Source organism: Rhizobium sullae (assembly GCF_900169785.1).
GTDB classification, from domain to species: Bacteria; Pseudomonadota; Alphaproteobacteria; order Rhizobiales; family Rhizobiaceae; genus Rhizobium; species Rhizobium sullae.
Window position 1 is genome coordinate 36417 of sequence record NZ_FWER01000014.1, and the last position, 18173, is coordinate 54589.

General features: G+C 60.1%; 17 protein-coding genes. 12 read left to right on the forward strand and 5 right to left on the reverse strand.

Annotation, left to right across the window (positions count from 1 at the left end; all coding sequences use genetic code 11):
* The first annotated feature begins 60 nt into the window (after positions 1 to 60).
* The 6 genes from BN1800_RS14310 (at position 61) to BN1800_RS14335 (ending at position 4627) form a co-directional block, all read left to right on the forward strand.
* Positions 61 to 489, forward strand: a complete 429-nt coding sequence (locus BN1800_RS14310) for a MarR family winged helix-turn-helix transcriptional regulator (RefSeq protein WP_086998706.1) — start codon at positions 61 to 63, stop codon at positions 487 to 489.
* A gap of 77 nt (positions 490 to 566) precedes the next feature.
* Positions 567 to 1256: a TetR/AcrR family transcriptional regulator gene (locus BN1800_RS14315; protein WP_027511423.1), complete on the forward strand. Its 690-nt coding sequence runs from the start codon at positions 567 to 569 to the stop codon at positions 1254 to 1256.
* Between the two features lie 113 nt (positions 1257 to 1369).
* Positions 1370 to 2119, forward strand: a complete 750-nt coding sequence (locus BN1800_RS14320) for an aspartate racemase/maleate isomerase family protein (protein WP_086998542.1) — start codon at positions 1370 to 1372, stop codon at positions 2117 to 2119.
* Positions 2120 to 2134: 15 nt separating this feature from the next.
* Positions 2135 to 2917, forward strand: a complete 783-nt coding sequence (locus BN1800_RS14325) for an alpha/beta fold hydrolase (protein WP_086998545.1) — start codon at positions 2135 to 2137, stop codon at positions 2915 to 2917.
* Positions 2918 to 2944: 27 nt separating this feature from the next.
* Positions 2945 to 3976 carry a 2,5-dihydroxypyridine 5,6-dioxygenase NicX family protein gene (locus BN1800_RS14330; RefSeq protein ID WP_086998548.1) on the forward strand — a complete coding sequence of 344 codons (1032 nt, stop codon included), beginning with the start codon at positions 2945 to 2947 and terminating at the stop codon, positions 3974 to 3976.
* A 30-nt stretch (positions 3977 to 4006) separates the two neighbouring features.
* On the forward strand, positions 4007 to 4627 hold the full coding sequence (locus tag BN1800_RS14335) for an isochorismatase family protein (protein WP_086998551.1): 621 nt from the start codon (positions 4007 to 4009) through the stop codon (positions 4625 to 4627).
* A 154-nt stretch (positions 4628 to 4781) separates the two neighbouring features.
* On the opposite strand, the gene BN1800_RS14340 is transcribed toward BN1800_RS14335, so the two are convergent.
* Together BN1800_RS14340 and BN1800_RS14345 are read right to left on the reverse strand one after the other, a co-directional pair.
* Positions 4782 to 6461, reverse strand: a complete 1680-nt coding sequence (locus tag BN1800_RS14340) for a hypothetical protein (protein WP_244564496.1) — start codon at positions 6459 to 6461, stop codon at positions 4782 to 4784.
* A 233-nt stretch (positions 6462 to 6694) separates the two neighbouring features.
* The gene (locus tag BN1800_RS14345; protein ID WP_244564497.1) at positions 6695 to 7300 is read right to left on the reverse strand and encodes a nuclear transport factor 2 family protein; all 606 of its coding nucleotides are present in this window, start codon (positions 7298 to 7300) and stop codon (positions 6695 to 6697) included.
* Between the two features lie 209 nt (positions 7301 to 7509).
* Here BN1800_RS14345 and BN1800_RS14350 point away from each other — a divergent pair, with 209 nt between their 5' ends.
* A complete protein-coding gene (locus BN1800_RS14350; protein ID WP_086998559.1) occupies positions 7510 to 7728 on the forward strand; it encodes an SAM domain-containing protein in 219 nt (72 codons plus the stop codon).
* A gap of 562 nt (positions 7729 to 8290) precedes the next feature.
* Here the strand turns inward: BN1800_RS14350 and BN1800_RS14360 are convergent.
* Together BN1800_RS14360 and BN1800_RS14365 are read right to left on the reverse strand one after the other, a co-directional pair.
* Positions 8291 to 8500: a hypothetical protein gene (locus BN1800_RS14360; RefSeq protein ID WP_086998566.1), complete on the reverse strand. Its 210-nt coding sequence runs from the start codon at positions 8498 to 8500 to the stop codon at positions 8291 to 8293.
* Positions 8501 to 8515: 15 nt separating this feature from the next.
* On the reverse strand, positions 8516 to 10021 hold the full coding sequence (locus BN1800_RS14365; RefSeq protein ID WP_086998569.1) for a gluzincin family metallopeptidase: 1506 nt from the start codon (positions 10019 to 10021) through the stop codon (positions 8516 to 8518).
* Positions 10022 to 10423: 402 nt separating this feature from the next.
* Here BN1800_RS14365 and BN1800_RS14370 point away from each other — a divergent pair, with 402 nt between their 5' ends.
* Positions 10424 to 13630 carry an ATP-binding protein gene (locus tag BN1800_RS14370; protein WP_086998572.1) on the forward strand — a complete coding sequence of 1069 codons (3207 nt, stop codon included), beginning with the start codon at positions 10424 to 10426 and terminating at the stop codon, positions 13628 to 13630.
* A gap of 342 nt (positions 13631 to 13972) precedes the next feature.
* Here the strand turns inward: BN1800_RS14370 and BN1800_RS14375 are convergent, their stop codons facing one another.
* Positions 13973 to 14482: a hydrolase gene (locus tag BN1800_RS14375; RefSeq protein ID WP_086998710.1), complete on the reverse strand. Its 510-nt coding sequence runs from the start codon at positions 14480 to 14482 to the stop codon at positions 13973 to 13975.
* Between the two features lie 68 nt (positions 14483 to 14550).
* Here BN1800_RS14375 and BN1800_RS41395 point away from each other — a divergent pair, with 68 nt between their 5' ends.
* From BN1800_RS41395 to BN1800_RS14395, 4 genes are all read left to right on the forward strand, one after another.
* The gene (locus tag BN1800_RS41395) at positions 14551 to 14718 is read left to right on the forward strand and encodes a hypothetical protein (protein WP_179213791.1); all 168 of its coding nucleotides are present in this window, start codon (positions 14551 to 14553) and stop codon (positions 14716 to 14718) included.
* A gap of 131 nt (positions 14719 to 14849) precedes the next feature.
* Positions 14850 to 16211 carry an NfeD family protein gene (locus BN1800_RS14385; RefSeq protein WP_086998577.1) on the forward strand — a complete coding sequence of 454 codons (1362 nt, stop codon included), beginning with the start codon at positions 14850 to 14852 and terminating at the stop codon, positions 16209 to 16211.
* A gap of 29 nt (positions 16212 to 16240) precedes the next feature.
* Complete coding sequence (locus BN1800_RS14390) at positions 16241 to 17026, forward strand: slipin family protein (RefSeq protein WP_027511416.1); 786 nt, start codon at positions 16241 to 16243, stop codon at positions 17024 to 17026.
* A gap of 3 nt (positions 17027 to 17029) precedes the next feature.
* Positions 17030 to 18154 carry a site-2 protease family protein gene (locus BN1800_RS14395; protein WP_086998580.1) on the forward strand — a complete coding sequence of 375 codons (1125 nt, stop codon included), beginning with the start codon at positions 17030 to 17032 and terminating at the stop codon, positions 18152 to 18154.
* Positions 18155 to 18173 lie beyond the last annotated feature (19 nt).

The window sequence follows — 18173 nt, forward strand, 5'->3', positions numbered from 1 at the left end:
ACGCTAGGCCGCCGGATGTTGCAGTTCGACATTTGTTTCATCAGAAGCTGGAAATCGCCGATGACTGACCCGAGCGAACGTTACGTCCTTGACGACCAGGTCGGCTTCTTGCTGCGTCTCGCCTATCAGAGACATATGGCTCTCTTCATGGAGCGCATGACGGGCGGATTGACACCGACTCAATTCTCGACGCTCTACCGTCTGCGTGAGGCGTCGGAGCCGCTTTCGCAAAATGCCCTCGGCCGTCTCGTCGGGATGGATGCCGCGACCACCAAGGGCGTCGTGTCGCGCCTCCTGGCGAGAGACCTGATCCGTGTGGAGAAGGACGGCGAAGACCGAAGACGCTACACGCTCTTCATCACCGACACCGGCTGTCGGCTGCTCGATGCAGTGCTGCCGGATGTGAAACACAGCAGCGAGGCCACGCTTGCTCCGTTAGCATCCTCGGAAAGAGACCAGCTTCTGCAGTTGCTGAAACGTCTGATATAAAATTATACATATAGATAATAAACAACCCAACCCGTGCCTATAAAAAAGGGGCGCAGGCGCCTGACGAGGACGATCGCGTGGTCGAGCAGAAGCTCAAATCAAAAAGCCGTGGCCCGGGGCGGCCCCCGAAGGCCGGTATTTTGGGGAAGGCCTCGGATCTGCGCGACGGCATTCTGGATCATGCCGAACTGGTGTTTGCGGACGCCGGCTTCGAAGGTGCCAATCTGCGGGAAATCGCTTCCCTTGCGGGCGTCAACCAAGCGCTGATCCGATATTATTTCGGCTCGAAGGCCGATCTCTTCGACGAGTGCTTCAGGAGGCGCGGCGGACTTCTGGCGGGACACAGACATGTCAATCTGGATCGACTCTTAGAGATCACCGAAAATCCGTCGGTCGAGGATCTCATTTATGCCTACCTGAAACCACAGTGGGACATGAAGTACGCGAGCGCCAACGGGGCAGCTTTCGTCGCGATGCAGGCGCGATTGCATGCCGAGCCCGAAGAGCATTCGCTGCGCCTGCGAAGAGAAGTCTACGACGCGTCGGTCAAGCGCTATATTTCGGTCCTCTCACGGGTGTTGCCGCAGGTACCCAAGGACATCGTAAGCGTGCGCATGGCTTTTCTCGTCGGTGCATATCTTTTCATGCTCAATGATTTGGGGCGCATCGGTGATCTTACCGAGGGTCATCTGACGTCCTTCGGAAAGGACGAAATGCTCGACCAGCTCGTCCGTTTTCTCGCAGCCGGGATGCGCGCACCCGTCTAGACAAGACAGAAACCGGCTCGCCGCTGCCTAATCAGTGGGCTCGCCGAAAATTTGTGCTTGTTATTATTCAGATGAATAATTAATGTCCCTCCATCAGATCGATGGAGCCTAGCATGAAAACCTACCGGATCGGCCAGATCGTCCCGAGCTCCAACGTCACGATGGAGACCGAAATCCCGGCGCTGCTGCACGCACGCGAGATGGTCGCGCCTGAGCGCTTCACTTTTCATTCCTCACGCATGAGGATGAAGCACGTGACGAAGGAAGAGCTTGCCGCAATGGATGCAGACAGCGACCGCTGCGCGCTCGAACTTTCCGACGCGCGGGTCGATGTGATGGGTTATGCCTGTCTGGTCGCGATCATGGCGATGGGGCTCGGATATCATTGCCAAAGCCAGGCGCGCCTGCATGGCATCACAGTCACGAACGGCAATCCGGCGCCAGTCGTGACGTCTGCCGGAGCGCTGGTAGAGGGCCTAAAGGCGATCGGCGCCAAGCGGATCGCACTTGTGGCGCCCTACATGAAGCCGCTCACCGAGTTGGTCGTTTCCTACATTCGCAACGAAGAGATCGAAGTCGCAGACTGGTGCGCGCTGGAGATCCCGGACAACCTGGCCGTGGCCGCCCATGATCCGTTGAACCTGCCGGAGATCGTCAAGGGCATGAGAACCGACGACGTCGATGCGGTGGTACTCTCTGCCTGTGTCCAGATGCCGTCACTGCCGGCCGTTTCCGTGGCCGAGGCGATCACGGGCAAGCCGGTTCTGACGGCGGCCATCGCCACCACTTGGCAGATGCTGCGGGCTCTTGATCTCAATACGCGCGTACCGGGCGGCGGCACGCTGCTGTCGGGCGCATATTAAGGAGGGCGGGCACACATGGCAAAGGGATATCATGTTCGCGCAAATGGAATCCGCCAGCACCTCCTCCATTTCCCGGGGCAGGGGCCGACGATGTTGCTGGTTCCCGGCATCACCTCGCCCGCCGTTACCTGGGGTTTTGTGGCCGAGAGGTTGGCCGCCGCCTTCGACGTCCATGTGCTCGACGTACGCGGTCGTGGACTGAGTGAGGCAGGTAACCTTGACTATTCGCTGGATGCCATGGCGGCGGACGTCGTGGCATTGGCGACAACGGCAGGGATCGGCAGACCGATCGTGCTTGGTCATTCAATGGGCGCGCGCACGGCTATCCGCGCGGCCCGTCAGGCTCCCGATGCATTGTCGGGGCTGATCCTTGTTGATCCTCCCGTTTCAGGCCCGGGGCGGCGTGCCTATCCGTCCGCCTGGGACTGGTACGAGGATTCCATCCTGATGGCGCAGAAGGGCTGCTCGGGGCAAGACATGCGCCGTTTTTGTCCCAGTTGGACGGATGAGCAGAATGCCTTGCGTGCCGAATGGCTGCACACGTGCCAGCTCGATGCGATCCGCACGGCCTATGATGGCTTCCATACCGACGATGTCCACGCCGATTTGCCGCATCTGAACCTGCCCATGCGCCTCGTGGTCGCCGGCGGTGCAGCTGTCATCGGCAAGGAGGATATCGATGAAATCAGGGCCCTGGCTCCGACCATCGAGGTCCGGATTGTCGAAAAGGCGGGCCACATGATCCCCTGGGACGATCTCGAGGGATTTCTTGCCGCCACCATGAATTTCCTCCCCTAACGCGACCCGAACCGAAAGGGCCATGAAATGGACCACGCGAGCTTTACCGAGATTTGCCTGCACCAGCTGAAGATGTCTGGCGTGCGTGAAGGCGAAAAACTCATTGTCCTCACCCAAGGCAATGACCGTCTGGATTATGCCGACGCTTTCATGGCCGCGGGTCAGCGCCTTGGCGCTCGGATGTATCATATGCGGCTGCCGGCTCCGTTACCGACTGGCGGCTGGAATGTCGGCATCACTGGCCTTGCGGCCATGCCCGATGCGGTCGAAGCGCTGAAGGCCTGCGATATGCTGATCGACTGCATCTTCCTGTTGTTTTCGCCGGAGCAGATGGCAATCCAGGCGGCCGGTACGCGCATCCTGACCGCCGTCGAGCCACCGGAGCTGCTGGCCCGCATGCTGCCGACGAAGGAGATCCGCGAGAAGGTCGAAATCGCCGGTGCGATGCTCGCCAAGGCCAAGGTCATGCGCATCACGTCGCCGCACGGAACGGACGTCACCTACAAGCTCAATACCTATCCAACGATCACGGAATATGCTTGCACCGACGAGCCCGGCCGTTGGGACCACTGGCCGTCCGGCTTCGTCTTTACGGGTGGTGACGACGACGGCGTGGACGGTCAGATTGTCGTGGCACCCGGCGACATTCTCCTGCCGCAAAACATCTACGTCCGCGATCCGATCTACTACACCATCGAGAAAGGCTGGGTCAGCGACATCCGCGGCGGGCTCGACGCACAACTCGTCAAGTCCTACATGGAAGATTTCAACGATCCGCGCGGCTTGGGCATGAGCCATGTCGGCTGGGGCATGAACCCGCATGCAAAATGGCACAACCTGGTCCCCGGAGCCTTCCCGGGCGGCATGGGCATGGAACCGCGCAGCTTCTATGGCAATGTCATGTTCTCAACAGGTCCCAACAACGAGTTAGGCGGTCCCAACGATACGGCCTGCCACCTCGATATTCCCATGCGCGGGTGCTCGCTTTTCCTCGACGACGAACCAGCCGTCATCGACGGGGACATTGTTGTGAAGGAAATTCAGATGGAGCGAGCCTGACGGCACTCTTTCCAGCGCGAGGGATAGTATATGTCGCAGCAAGAAACCTACAGGACCGCGGGGTTCGGGCAGCCCGTCCCGCGGGGCATCCGCCCGGGGATCGTCGTCGTTGACTTCACCTACGGGTTCACCGACACGACCTACCCCACGGCGGCGGACATGAAGGCCGAGATCGCCGCAACGCGACGTCTCACGGATCTTGCCAGGGCAAGAGATATGCCGGTGATATACACCACCATAGCCTATCATCGCGGAGAGGTGAGAATGCTGCCATGGCTTCGCAAGGCGACCGGGATGGCGGCCCTGATCGAGGGCAGCCGGCTTGTGGAGATCGATGCAGCCACCGGTATCCAGCCCGGAGACTCTGTGATCACCAAGAAGGGCGCGTCTGCATTCCATGGGACGGCTTTAGCCGGGCTTCTTACCGGTGCCAGCGTCGATACGCTGGTGGTCGCCGGCGCGACGACTTCTGGCTGCGTGCGAGCAACCGTCGTGGATGCAGTCCAGTCGGGCTTCAATGTTCTGGTGCCAGCCGACTGCTGCGCGGATCGGGCCCTGGCGCCGCATGAGTCCAATCTTTACGACATGCATCAGAAGTACGCCGACGTTACCGATGCCGACGATATAGAGCGATGGCTGGTCTCTCTCTGATCATTTCGGGATGGTTCCCCAGCCTTCTGATAGGGCCCGTCCACTGCGACTTCCGTTGCTGGTTTCGCAGTTCGAACCGGCTTCAAGGCAGAGGACTAAGCCAGACCAATCGCGCATCGGCGGCTGAAGCGACGCGGTTCCGACCTCGTCTAGCCTATCTGCCGCAATCGATGTCCCTGTAGAGTAGGTATTCGGCTTCGCTGAACCGGATCCCCGAATTGTCGAAGCAGAAGCGCTCGGGCACGATCCTAAAAAGATACCGCTTCCCGCATGCCGCCGGAACGTCCACCGAATATAATCGAGCCATGTTAGACGGCACGGGACCTGTCCATTTTTTATGTCCGGCGAAGGAAACGTGCTTCAGGAGCGTCGCCGATCCCGAGCGGCCTATGCCTCCAGCCGCTGCGACGAAGCTCGTTCCCTTCGCCTCGTCAATCGTCGGATATTCCTGCCGTGTCGGTGGTCCGCGGACCAACGGCACGTCCGACGTCTTGAATGCCACGTTGAACCGCACGTCGTCGCGTGCCGGCACGTCGCCGTAGCCGTTCAGGTACTTCCAGGAAAGGCGCAGGATCTTTTGCGCGCCCTGCGTGGCGGTGGGGTAGAAGTGCACGTCGGCCGAAAAGTCCGTCGGCACGAAGGTGTCGCCGCCTTCGCCCGGGGGTGGGCACTGCGTGAACAGCGGCCTGTATCCACACTCGCTTCCGCCGACGCCCCATGCGCATCGGCTGAGACGCAGCCAGTCGTCGTCATTGAGTACTCGCACGCCTTTCCATAGGCTGCCCCCATGCTCGGGTGTCATCCACGGACTGATCCTGCCCGCTCCAGAAGCGGAGGCCCATTTGGTCCTGTGGTTCTGGACGAGCCCGAGGGCTCCCTTTTGCGCGAAGAGGGCCGCGTTCTGCATCACCGTCGCGTTCGGGATGACGGGCGTCTTCCCAGTGGCATCGGCGGCGAAGCGGCGTCCCGACTCCAGCGTCGTCAGGCTGTGGCAGCCCGAGCACGGATGGCCGTCGATCAAGAAGGACCTAGCGTCGAGCAGCGTGCTGGCATGGGCGGCCGAATATCCCGAACCGATCACGCGGAACGGCGCGTCCGGCCTCGCGATGCCGCCCGGAAGGAAGTTGCCCATCCCGAACGCGGCGCGCGGATCGTGCCTGCCCCCGAAATAGCCGACCCTCGCCTGCTGCATGTGCGGATCGACGACGGTGGGCTTCTTGTTGTCATGACAGAGTACGCAATCGACCTTGGCGCCGCCGTCGTAAAGCTCCACCGCAGCGCGCCGCCCGGCAGAGTCGCCGTAGGACGCTCCGCCGGGGGGCGGGAAGCGCTCCGTCCAGTCGAAGACGGAGCGGTCCTTCCGGCCGTCGAGGAACGCAATTTCGCCCGTGACGTTGTTGAATCCGATCGCGCTGTACCGGGAGAACCGTGGATCCGTCGCCGTCCAGTAGGAATCCGTCTCGAGTTCCAGGCTCTCGGACGACTTCCGGCAGAGGAACAGCCACTGTACATTGTTACGCGTCACCTTGCCGACCCGCGAGTTCATCGCGCAGAAAGTGACGTCGCCCGCGAGCGAAGGCTTGTCGCAGCGCTCGATGGCGGTCGTCCACTTCACCAGGTGGCCTTCGACGTCACGGTGGGCGAATTCGAGCGGCGCGCCTGCCTTGGAGGGGTTTGGTTCCAGTTTTACGACGTTTCCGTCGACCTCGAGACCGACCTGCCGCGAGTTCGGTCCCGTGCAGGCCCCGTCCGGCATGGGGCCGAACACCGATCTAGCCTCGTCGCCGAATTTTGTCACCGGATCTGCGCTTGCCGTCGCCGGAGCCCACAACACGTCGCCGTTCCATTGAAGAAGTAGGTCGTATCGCGAAACCGTTCCGGGGCCGGCCGTTGCAGCTCTTGACTCAGCGACTGAGAAAGATCCCGCTCCCTCGTGAGGCTCGGGGTGCGGCTCCCCGAGAGAGGGGGTCTCCAATCCAATGGGCAGAAAAAGAGCGACCGCCGTCGCTGCGGCGAGATGGACAAGGCGCCCCACGGTTCCTTCCCCCATTTCCTGCCCGCGGGCGGTCAACGCGCGCTGGCCTGGATCCCGGACTGGTAGGGGGCGACCTTGAGGACAATGAACTTCAACAATTCGCCGTCCTGCGTGATCGTCGCGTATAGCTTGGCCGTGTAGTCGAGCTGTACCGCGCTGACCCCGATCGTCTGAATGCTCACTTGGGCCGATAAGGCAACCTCGAAGTTGCCGTCTGTCGTCTTCCCGATCAGGATGCTGCCAAGCTGCCGGGTGGCACTGGAGTTCGTTGCGGCGAGGTTCGCGAACATCGTCTGGAACTGCTTGGCCAGCGACGCTGCCGAAATGCCAAGCGTGGCATTCGGATTGCCCGGGTCGCAATGGTAGTAATGACCGTTGTCCACGAACAGAGCGGCCAGCCCGTTGAAGTCGCGGTTGTCCATCGTCCATGCGTATTGGGAGAGCAGGTCTATCACGTCGCCCCGTTCCTCCGGCGTGGGCGCGGTCAACGACCCGCCGCGGTAGTCCCTCCAGGCCATGTCGTTTGACCCGGGGCATTCGTTGGCCGCGAATGCGGGCGAGGCCGCAAGCAACGAGAAAAGGGCCACAGCCCCGAAAATCCTGGATGCATTCACGTTGACCCCCTCCGTGCTGCCCACCGAGGGTCCGGCCCGCCCTACGCCATTCAATGCACTACCAACGGACCGCACCGACGTTCTCGCAGCACTGCAAGTATACGTGGCCACACCATGTGGACCCCGCTGAGATTAAACTCAAGTTGTTTAATGACCTCGCCTAGTAGAGTAGCCTGTACCGAAGAAATGCGCAAGTTGAGGCGCGGCTCGATTTCAACTGGGCGGATCCGGCGATGAGCGACATCACAACACGGCAGGCCGAAATCGGGTTGCAGCACTTGGCGGACAAATTCGCCGACACGCAGATCGATTTAGACACGCTCGTGCTGCTATCCGAGCAGGATCTGCGCGAACTGGGCGTCCCCTTGGGCCCCCTCGCAGCAGGCTGCTCGCCGCGATCGCTGCGCTCGGCAGGTCGGTGCAACCCCATGGGGGTGACCTGCCGGTTCTGATCTTATGGCATGGTGTGGCGACCCTGGTGTAGACCACGGACAGAAGCTTGATCCTGGTGGCGAGATTTTGGTGCTGAGGGACTTGACGAACAAAGGCCCATTCCAGAAGCACTACTACACGCCCGAGTTGCTTCGTCTACGGGAAAGAACTGCTAAGGCAGACGGACCGGCTCGCTGATGACAAAGGATCGTTGCAGGAGGCCATCTCTTTCGCACGCGATCAGGGGGCGAAGGCATGGGAGGCGAGAGCCAAGCAGTCGCTTTATTTGCTTTCGTCTGATCCGCGCCAAAGACAAAGGATGTACGACCTTGCTACGGCGGTGGCTATATCGTCGGCGAGCGCTCACCTTGAAGCAACCTCAGGCTGCGTGACAACTCAACCCGAGCGGTTCGCTGACAGATCGGTCGATCCCCGTGCCGTCCGAGCGATGGGAGGAGAGTTGCGGGGGTGCCCGACCGACGACCTCTTGGACGACAACGCCCTCGGCTCCACGGACAGCGCTTTCGCCTTGTAATGGGCGGTGAGGTGCGACGGTCTGAGTTGTGGCCGCCGTCGGTGCAGCTAGAACGCGCTGAAGCGCATCCGCTTCACGATCGGCAGGCCTTCGCTGGTCGTGCCGACGATAACGTGGGTAGCGCGCGGGGGAAGCTTGCCGTCGGGTGTGGGCGACACCGCTTCTCCCCGCTCGACGAGTCCCCTGACGAACGCCTTGGATGGCTCGTCATTGGGGACGACGACGTCAGGGTCAAGCGGGATTTCCTTCTGCGTCACTGCAGCGTTTCCTTTCTAGTAGCTGACGCCGCGTGCACAAAGGCCGCAGTTGAAAAGTCGGCGCTCAAGACGCGCGCCCCCGTCGACTTTGACCAGCGCGTGCGTCTTGACCTTGCGGTCGCGCGCCAGCCGGTGTTCCGGGTCGACGACCGCGCCATAGTCGACGCGGCCACGCATGAAGAGGTCGTCGACGAAGGCCTTGGCCGCCGCAGTTCCGCTCGGGGGGGCGACCGGCTCAGCGTTGAAGCCGGCGGCCGTCACGAGAAACTTGCGCGGCTCGGCCGTTGCCTCCACGAAGAGCACGCCGTCGATGCCGTAGTGGGACGCCGACAGCCCCACCATCGGCACGGGCTTTTCCGCGGCCGCGGCCGGTCTCGCCGCCGCGGCGAGGGACTTGACCTGGGATATCATCGGGAGCGAGGATGCGGATTGCAGGGAAAGGATGTTTCTCCCCACGAACACGCCCTTGGCGATCGACGAGTAGGTTGTGTCCGCCTGCGCCGCGATCACCATGCACGCCGCGACGTGGGCGTACCAGTTAGCGACGATCGGCGACCACTTGACTCCCTGCACGAGAAATCCGGCGAGTTCGTCGGCGACGGCATGCAGCTCCGCCTCGGTCGGGGCCCCCGGCTTGGCCGCCTTCGCGGCGAGCGAGGCTCCGAGGATCTCGAAGAAGGCGCCAGTGAAAATACGCGAGAAGGAGTGCGGCTCCGAAGAGAGCTGCGACATGGGGGCCATGCTCGGGAGCGTCGTCGGATCCTGGTAGTTGAACGAGTTGACCGCATTGCGCAGGCAGTCCGCCTCGGCCAGGTCGGGATCCTGGGCGCGGAGAGCGCTTCCGAGCTGCTCCGCGAGCCTCGAGAGACGCGACTTGGTGTACAGGTTCCCGCCCGTGACGGTGAGGATCGCGGTCCGCAGCGACGGGATCTGGATGGCCGACATCAAGGCGCTGATGTCGCCGAAGGACTCGTGAAAGGCCGCAGCCTCCTGGCTGGCGGCGCCCCACAGCCCCGGCTTGAACGCGTCAAGCACGGCGTGTCCCATCTCGTGACAGCTTAAGTCGGGACTCTCGCAGGTGAACACCGTTCCCGTCACCCCCGGACCGTGGAAGAAGTTCAACGCAGCCCGGTCGTAGTTGGCGTCGAGGTCGAATCCCTTGTCGAGCACGACCTTGAGGCTGGGGCCCCCGTACCATTGTGTCAGCGGAACCCGCTTGGCCCAATAGTCGGCGCCGCGCCTCAACGCGGCCGCTGTGGCCCAGTAGCGGAACTGAGACGTCCCGTGGGCGTAGGCGGCGGGCGCCGGGCCCTGCGCTGGGAACGAGAAGGCGAGGGGGGTCTTCGAAAGATCTGGTGTCGGCACGGTCAGGGCCACGGCCGGTTCAGCATCGTCCTCCCACGAGTCCACCGTCCCGGCGGGCGTGGGGGAAGCCACATTCGTCTTTGGGGTCCTGGTCTTCGCGGCGGCGGTTGCCGGCTTCGCCGGAGCTTTTTTGGATTTCACGGGCGCTTGAGTCATGCGAATGCCCTCTCCCAAATGTTGCACTGTTTCACCCTATCATCTCGGAACAAAGGGGCGGCTTCATCGGAATCGGCGGACAGTCCTGGGCAAAAACACCAATGGGACCGCCGAGCGCAACAATAGCGTAAAAAGCGTGCATTTGGCTAAATTGTTCATCGGAGTACCGATCTAAGAACTCCTGACGGGTCTCGATTTGAAAAGCTGTTGGCACAGATGGTATTATTAATCTTTGCCCCAATAAGGATTCGCATCAGCTGCCCGCATCGCGCCGCTGCGGGGGCATTGGGGTCAAAATGCTGAACAACGATCTATTGGATATTCCGCATTCCTACTGTAGCCTTAACGAAACAAAAGCGCAAGTTGAGGTAGCGGGCCTTCACCGGCCGTGAAGGAACCACAATGAGCGACGTCGAAAAATGGCTGGCGGATGCAGGGCTTGCGCATCTTGCGCCGGCTTTCGCGCGAGCCCAGGTCGATTTCGACAGCCTGAGGTTGCTCACGGACAAAGATCTGCGTGAGATGCGAATTCCGGTGGGTCCTCGGCGAAAATTGCTGGCGGCAGTCGCGGCCATGGGCAGACCGCCTGAGGCCAGGGCTTTGAGAAATCAGCCAGAGCGTCGCCGGTTGACAATTTTGTTCTGCGACATGGTCGGTTCCACAGGCTATGCCGCACGTCTGGATCCCGAGGATTTCAGTGATTTTACCCAGAGATACCTTAATCGGTGCGGCGGGCTCGCCAGGTCACACGGCGGCTTTGTTGCAAACTATATCGGCGACGCCTTCCAGGTTCTGTTTGGCTATCCAATCGCCGAAGAGGACGATGCGGAGCGCGCACTTGAGCTCGCATTCGACCTTCTCCTTGCGGTTCCTCAGATCGAAGCACCCGACCATTCCCGGCCGCGTGTGCGGATCGGAATTGCCAGCGGTCTTGTGGTCGTGGGCGACATCGAGGGCGCGCCAGCGGGCGTATCCACTGTAGCCTTCGGACCCGTGCCCAATTTGGCTCAACGGCTTGAGGCGATCGCGGATCCGCAGACGATTCTCCTTGACCAAAGCACATACGCATCCGCGTGCCGCGCATTTGAATTTCAAGATCTCGGCGCGAGGACTTTGAAAGGCTTCGCTGACCCGGTCCGTATTTGGCGTGCCAACAAGGCTCTGTCTCGCGGCAGGAGGTTTAGCAAGACTCGGCTGACACGACTCGTTGGTCGCACGAGTGAGATTGAAAGAGTTCTTGCTCTCTGGCGAAAGGTGGCCGATGAAGATTGCGGGCGATGGCTCCTTCTAAGCGGTGAGCCAGGAATCGGCAAATCGCGAATCCTGTTCGAGGTGGTGCAAAGAGTCCCCGCGGCGAAGACGTTGATTGCGCAGTGTTCCCCTGCATATTCCCACAGTACTCTCTTTCCCTTTCTACAGCTTCTAAGACAAGAAGCCGGCATATCTGCCAGTGAACCCTCGTCCATCGCAACAAGGAAACTTGAGGCGGTCCTGTCGCTCAGTAACGCGCCTCTGTCGGACTCCTTTCCTATCTTTGCCCGGTTATTGACGGTCGAGCAGGTGGATTATCCACCCTCTGAACGCACCTCGACCGAGCAGCAGGCGATCGTCCGCAGGGTCTTCGTGGAGTGGTTGCGCCACGTTGCCAAGTCGGGTCCCTTGTTGCTTGCGATCGAAGACGAGCAGTGGATAGACCCTTCCTCAAGCAGCCTTCTTAATATGCTTCTGCAGGACGTACGAGATTTCCCCGCCCTCGTAGTAATAACCTCGCGGGAGGACGCCTGGAAAATTCCCGATCGGCTACCGAACATCGAGCATATGAAGGTCGGACGGCTTACACGCGATGAGGCCAACGCCCTCATTGAAAACGTGGCCATAGGCGTCAAACTCACCTCAGAGGTCACCCGGTCCTTGCTGAGGAAGTCAGAAGGGGTACCCCTCTATGTGGAGGAGCTTGCAAAGTCTGCTGTTGAGCTGACGGCCTCGTCTGATGGCCGATCACGCAGGGCGAAAGATGGTCCCATAGAGGTTCCCAATACCTTGCAATCGGCGTTGCTTTCCAGACTTGATAAGCTTGGAGAAGGAAAGGTGATCGCGCAGATCGCGGCGGTGATCGGCCGCGAGTTCGACATAAGAATGCTTGCACGGATCGCGGATGTTTCCCTCGACAATTTGAAGCCACAATTGCAGCGCCTGACCGAAGTTGGCCTGGTGTCACCCCAGCCTTTCTCCGAGTGGCCGAGATACACGTTCACTCATGCGCTGCTCCAAGAGGCGGCATGCGGGGCGTTGCTGCGGGATAGGCGACGCCAGCTTCACGCACTTGTCGTCGACGCGATGGAGAAAACGGAGCCGCACATTGGAAATGAGCACCCGGAAGTGCTGGCGCAACATCTCGACGAGGCGGGGGAGTTCGAACGGGCCGCCGATCACTGGTTGGCGGCCGGCATCAAAGTGGGGTCGACGTGGGCAAAAGTGGAGTCGGCCAATATGTTTGCGAAAGGGCTCGAATGCGTCCGCAAGCTTTCACCGTCCAGCCATCGGGACCGAAAGGAGCTTAGGCTGGAACTGGAACGCGGGGACGTGCTGTACGCAGCATATGGTTACATGACCGATGAAGGAAGCACCGCCTACCGCAACGTCATGCGGCTGAGCGAAGCCTTAGGCGACGCGGAGGCGGCAATCCGAGCGCTGGATGGCCTCTTTGGTATAGCGTTCAATTCTGCGCGTTTCACCGACGCTGAGTGGGCAAGCAACCAACTGTTGGACATGGGTCAAAAGCAGGCAAGCACGAGGGCTCTTGTTCTCGGCATGCAGTTCTTGGGCATGTGCTCGTTCTCGCAGGGTCGATTTAAGGAGGCACGCTCCTACCTTGAAGAAGCACTGGCATATAGGCAGGCCGCCGACGAGGTGGGAAGTGACTTCCCGAGCATGGCCATGATTTACCTTTCATGGACGTTGCAGCTTCTTGGTGAGGAGCAATCGGCATTGGCGATGTTCCTGGAGGCTGAAGAGCAGGCCCGTCAGCAAACGGACTACCGCCTGGCGGCCTGTCTTGGGAACGGCTGTATCCTCATGGCCCTTCGGCATGACGCGACAATGTTGGAGAGAATGATCGATGAGTTAATGCCGCTGGCGAGAAAGAACGGCTTCCAACTTTGGCTCAACATGGCTTCTTTCTTCCATGGCTGGATGCTCGTCGTTACTCGTCAGGATGCGTCGGGCCTCGATCAGATGCGCCACATCTGCGACAACATGGGTGAGCAAGAGATCGACAAGACCTGTTACCTCGGGATTCTAGCGGAGAGCTATTTGAGGCTGGGTCGGATTCCGGATGCATCTGCTACGGTGGAGCAGGCTCTAGCTCTCGCGGAAAAGACGGGGGAGCACTACTTTACAGCCGAGCTCCTACGTCTGCAGGGCGAACTGAACGCACAGACTTCCGAGGAGGGCTGGGGGGCCCAAGCAGCGCTTCGGAGGTCAATAGCGTTCGCTCGCAGGCAAGGCTCAAAGACCTGGGAACTCAGAGCAAAGCAAACTCTCGAGGCTTTCGAGGCTTCGAAGGTGCGCCCGGCGATGCGGGCGATTCGAGACGGCACTCAAACGTAGGCGATCTCGGTCCCATCAGTTGCACATCGTCGTAGTTGATCACCGCATCCAAATTGTCGCCCAGGCGTCTCTGATACCGTTTTTGATCTGGCGATGAGCTGGGCCATGCCTTCGGCCTTATGCGGAGTTTGTTTTTTGCATTTGTTTTTTCGCTGGTCATATCTCGCGGTCCAGTCCGGGATCTTTCCTGAGAGCATTGTTCCTGGGGGCAGATCGGTAAATTCGCGCCTTAATTTCCGTGAGTGCTCCCGCTCGGGATCAGTAAGCCGAACCCGGCGCGTCCATCTGCGAGACCCTCGCGCTTGAGGCTTGAAAGCCTGAGGTCAGCCAATTCGCGACACTTCAGTCAGCCACTGACGTCTTGCGGCGCGATGCCAGGATTTCTGCCAATTCGACCGGCCGCAGGCCGTGGGCATCGACACCGACGTCATATTGGTACGGAAGCGGTTTGAGCTTGCCATGCGAATGGCCATGAAGGTTGATTGATTTCCTGCCCATCTTGTTCCAAGTTCTGAAGGGATAATGACAGAGGATCAACAACTGATCGCCGATCGCAAGCTCGACATAGTGCTGCGTGCTTGCCCAGCCGGACGCTTTGATCACTTCCGCTGGATCGCTGTTGCCGATAATCAGATGTTTTTTTCCGTTGAGCACTGACAGCAACTGATCGGCATTCCCTGCGCGTGACGACATGAAATCGCCAAGGTGCCATACCTCGTCGTCTGGCCCGACCGTCGCATTCCAGTAACGGATCAAGGTGACGTCGTGGTCGGCCAGGTCAGGGAAAGGCCGCCTGTCGATGCGAAGGATACGCGGATCACCAAAGTGGGTATCGCTGGTAAAGTAGATCATAAGCTGCACCGAAAGATGTGCGGCGAATTCATCGGTTTGTGTATAAATTGCCAAGGATGAAGCCGGCTATGGCCGCAGCCATGACCGAGGATGTGTTTTCTTTCTCCGACATCGCAGGAATCTTCAGCAGCCTGGCCGCATGCCTGTTGCCTTCGGACGTTGTTGTTTGCCATCGAACCTCCGCGTGTGAATTCGGCTATTGCATCCTCCAGGACCTAATTGATGCCACGGCGTAAAAGTTCCAGGTCCTGACCGCGGAAGAACCCAAGTTGGCAGGCTTTGTCTTACAGTTTGGCGAGCCTGCCATATATTCCATAGGATGAATATCCGGTGGATGCTACCTTGGTACTTAAGGGTTCGGCGGCGAATGCCGCCAATCATCACCTTGCTGTTGATCCTGATTTCCGCTTCGAGTCTCACAGTTTCCGCATTTGCAGCAGAGCGCGTGGCCATAGTTCTGAAGTTAAACGGGGCCGTCGGGCCGGCGACGGCCGACTATGTGAAAAGTGGCCTTCAGCATGCCAGTGAACGGAATGCGAGCCTGATCGTCCTGCAGATGGACACGCCGGGCGGTCTCGACACCTCGATGCGGGACATCATACGCGCGATCATAGCCTCGCCCGTACCCGTGGCTGGTTTCGTGGCGCCGAGCGGCGCACGCGCGGCAAGTGCCGGTACCTATATTCTTTACGCCAGCCACATTGCAGCGATGGCGCCAGGCACCAATCTCGGAGCAGCGACACCGATCGCACTTGGAGGTGGCACTTTCGATGAAGACAGGGAACCCGACAAAGACAATCCGGATGAACCGGGCGGCACGCAACGGCAGTCGCCCCGCAATGCCAGCGAGGCAAAAGCCGTCAATGATGCGGTGGCCTACATCCGCGGCCTTGCGGAATTGCGCAATCGCAATGCGGATTGGGCCGAAAAAGCCGTGCGCGAGGCCGCCAGTCTTTCATCGGCCGCCGCTGCACGCGAGCACGTCATCGATTTCACGGCAGTCACCATCGAGGATCTCCTGAGGCAGGTCCAAGGGCGTACGGTGCGGGTCGGTCAAACGGATGTCCGGCTCGATAGCTCCGGTCTTGTCGTTCAGGAGTTCGAACCGGATTGGCGGACGCGCCTGCTTTCGGTGATTACCGATCCGAACATTGCACTCATTCTCCTGATGGTCGGCATATACGGGCTGATCTTCGAATTTCTCGCCCCAGGCACATTGGTTCCCGGCACGATCGGGGGTATCTGCCTGCTGCTCGGACTCTACGCCCTGGCATTGCTGCCTGTGAGTTATGCAGGCGTCGGACTGATCGCCCTTGGCGCGGGGCTGACAGTAGCCGAGGCGCATGCACCTTCTTTTGGCGCCCTCGGCATCAGCGGAGGGATCGCGCTTGTGCTTGGTGCAGCTCTTCTGTTCGATACTGACATCCCGGACCTTGAGGTTTCCTCGTCCATGCTGGCCGCCATCGCCATCGCCTGTCTCGCGCTCAGTCTCATCGTTGCCCGGCTCGCTATCGTTTCGCACCGGCGTAAAGTCAGCACTGGAACCGAGCAGATGGTCGGTATTTCGGGCAAAGTCGAAAGTTGGACGGGCACTTCAGGCTATGTCATCGCACATGGCGAACGCTGGAAGGCAGTTTCGACCGAGCCGCTCGTCGTCGGTGATGGCGTTAAGGTAACCGGCCGAAACGGGTTGACGTTGGAAGTCGCCCGCTATGCGCAGGAGACTTAGCGGGTTTTCAGAAAGCAGGAGGAAACGTCATGGGCATGTTTGCAGAGTTCGCCTTCTATCTTGTGATCATCCTTATTTTGCTCCTCGTGATCGCATCCGCGATCAAAATCCTACGGGAATACGAGCGGGGTGTCGTTTTCACGCTTGGCCGCTTCACCGGCGTCAAGGGTCCTGGATTGATCCTGCTCATCCCCTATGTCCAGCAAATGGTACGCGTCGATCTGCGCACGCGGGTGCTCGATGTGCCGGGTCAGGACGTCATTTCGCATGACAACGTCTCTGTCCGCGTCAGCGCCGTCATCTATTTCAGGGTCATCGACCCAGAGAGATCGACGATACAGGTCGAGGACTTCATGATGGCGACGAGCCAGCTCGCTCAGACGACACTGCGCTCGGTTCTCGGCAAGCACGATCTTGACGAGATGCTGGCGGAACGCGACAAGCTCAACAGCGACATTCAGGAAATCCTGGACGCCCAGACCGATGCATGGGGCATCAAGGTTGCCAATGTCGAGATCAAGCATGTCGACATCAACGAATCCATGATCCGCGCGATCGCCCGGCAGGCGGAAGCCGAGCGCGAGCGGCGCGCCAAGGTAATCAATGCGGAAGGCGAGCAGCAGGCCGCAGCAAAGCTGCTTGAAGCAGCTGAAATACTCGCCAGGCAGCCGGAGGCGATGCAGCTTCGTTATTTGAGCACGTTGAACGTGATCGCCAGCGAGAAGACATCGACAATCATATTTCCTTTTCCGATGGAAATAGGCAATCTGATGCCGTCCAAATCGGACCAATCTTCGCAACGCGGAAGGGGATGAGCAATGGGTTGGTCCTTCAAAATCGGGACGATCGCCGGTACGGCTCTACGCGTGCACGTTACCTTCGCGCTCCTGCTCGTCTGGATCTGGCTGATGCATTACCGCGTCGGCGGCACATCGGCGGCGTGGGAGGGCATTGCCTTCATCATGGCCGTGTTTGCCTGCGTCGTGCTGCACGAATTCGGCCATATTGCCGTTGCGCGCTATTTCGGGATCAAGACACCCGATATCACGTTACTGCCGATCGGTGGCGTCGCCCGCCTTGAACGCATGCCAGACGAGCCTCATCAGGAATTACTGATTGCCATCGCCGGTCCGCTGGTCAACGTGGCGATCGCGGTGCTGATCGTTCTCCTGCTCGGCGCGTCGATGGGAATCGAGCAAATGGCCGAGGTCGAGGATCCCGAGGCCGGTTTTCTGGCGAGGCTTGCCGGCGTCAACATCTTCCTCGTGCTCTTCAACATGATCCCCGCCTTTCCGATGGACGGAGGCCGGGTGCTGCGTGCCGCTCTGGCCTCCCGCTTCACCTGGTCGCGTGCTACGCAGATCGCAGCGACGATCGGCCAGGGGCTTGCCTTCGTCTTCGGCTTCGTCGGCCTTTTTTACAATCCGCTGCTGATTTTCATCGCCATCTTCGTCTATCTCGCCGCAGCGGCGGAAGCGCAGAACGCGCAGATCCGCGAGGTCTCCGGCAGCGTTCTGATCAGCGACGTGATGATCACAAAATTCGCAAAGCTCGATCGCTCTGCGAGTATCGACGAGGCGATCGAAATGCTGCTTGCGACAACGCAACGCGAGTTCCCGGTGACCGATTCCGCCGGCCGTTTTGAGGGTCTGCTGACGCGCGACGACATGATCCGCGCCTTGAAGGACAAAGGTCCGGACACGCCGGTCGCAAGCGCGATGCGTACCGACATTCCAAGGATCCATCATCGGAAAAGCCTGGAAAACAGCCTACGATTGATGCAGCAGGGAAATGTGCCGGCCATCGCCGTCGTGGACGGTGCTGATCATCTTGTCGGTCTTTTGACGCATGAAACGATCGGGGAAATGATGATGGTTCGGGCAGCGGCGGCAGATAGCTTTCGCTTTGGCCGCCTTCGCAGATATCGATCCCCGCAAGTTTGAGTTCGTGCAAAGAAGACGA

What these genes read in the sequence shown, in the direction of transcription:
- BN1800_RS14395 (WP_086998580.1), top strand. Translation starts at nt 17,030, where the DNA reads ATGGGTTGGTCCTTCAAAATCGGGACGATCGCCGGTACGGCTCTACGC.
- BN1800_RS14370 (WP_086998572.1), top strand. Translation starts at nt 10,424, where the DNA reads ATGAGCGACGTCGAAAAATGGCTGGCGGATGCAGGGCTTGCGCATCTT.
- BN1800_RS14385 (WP_086998577.1), top strand. Translation starts at nt 14,850, where the DNA reads ATGCCGCCAATCATCACCTTGCTGTTGATCCTGATTTCCGCTTCGAGT.
- BN1800_RS14320 (WP_086998542.1), top strand. Translation starts at nt 1,370, where the DNA reads ATGAAAACCTACCGGATCGGCCAGATCGTCCCGAGCTCCAACGTCACG.
- BN1800_RS14335 (WP_086998551.1), top strand. Translation starts at nt 4,007, where the DNA reads ATGTCGCAGCAAGAAACCTACAGGACCGCGGGGTTCGGGCAGCCCGTC.
- BN1800_RS14330 (WP_086998548.1), top strand. Translation starts at nt 2,945, where the DNA reads ATGGACCACGCGAGCTTTACCGAGATTTGCCTGCACCAGCTGAAGATG.
- BN1800_RS14365 (WP_086998569.1), bottom strand. Translation starts at nt 10,021, where the DNA reads ATGACTCAAGCGCCCGTGAAATCCAAAAAAGCTCCGGCGAAGCCGGCA.
- BN1800_RS41395 (WP_179213791.1), top strand. Translation starts at nt 14,551, where the DNA reads ATGGCCGCAGCCATGACCGAGGATGTGTTTTCTTTCTCCGACATCGCA.
- BN1800_RS14325 (WP_086998545.1), top strand. Translation starts at nt 2,135, where the DNA reads ATGGCAAAGGGATATCATGTTCGCGCAAATGGAATCCGCCAGCACCTC.
- BN1800_RS14390 (WP_027511416.1), top strand. Translation starts at nt 16,241, where the DNA reads ATGGGCATGTTTGCAGAGTTCGCCTTCTATCTTGTGATCATCCTTATT.
- BN1800_RS14375 (WP_086998710.1), bottom strand. Translation starts at nt 14,482, where the DNA reads ATGATCTACTTTACCAGCGATACCCACTTTGGTGATCCGCGTATCCTT.
- BN1800_RS14350 (WP_086998559.1), top strand. Translation starts at nt 7,510, where the DNA reads ATGAGCGACATCACAACACGGCAGGCCGAAATCGGGTTGCAGCACTTG.
- BN1800_RS14310 (WP_086998706.1), top strand. Translation starts at nt 61, where the DNA reads ATGACTGACCCGAGCGAACGTTACGTCCTTGACGACCAGGTCGGCTTC.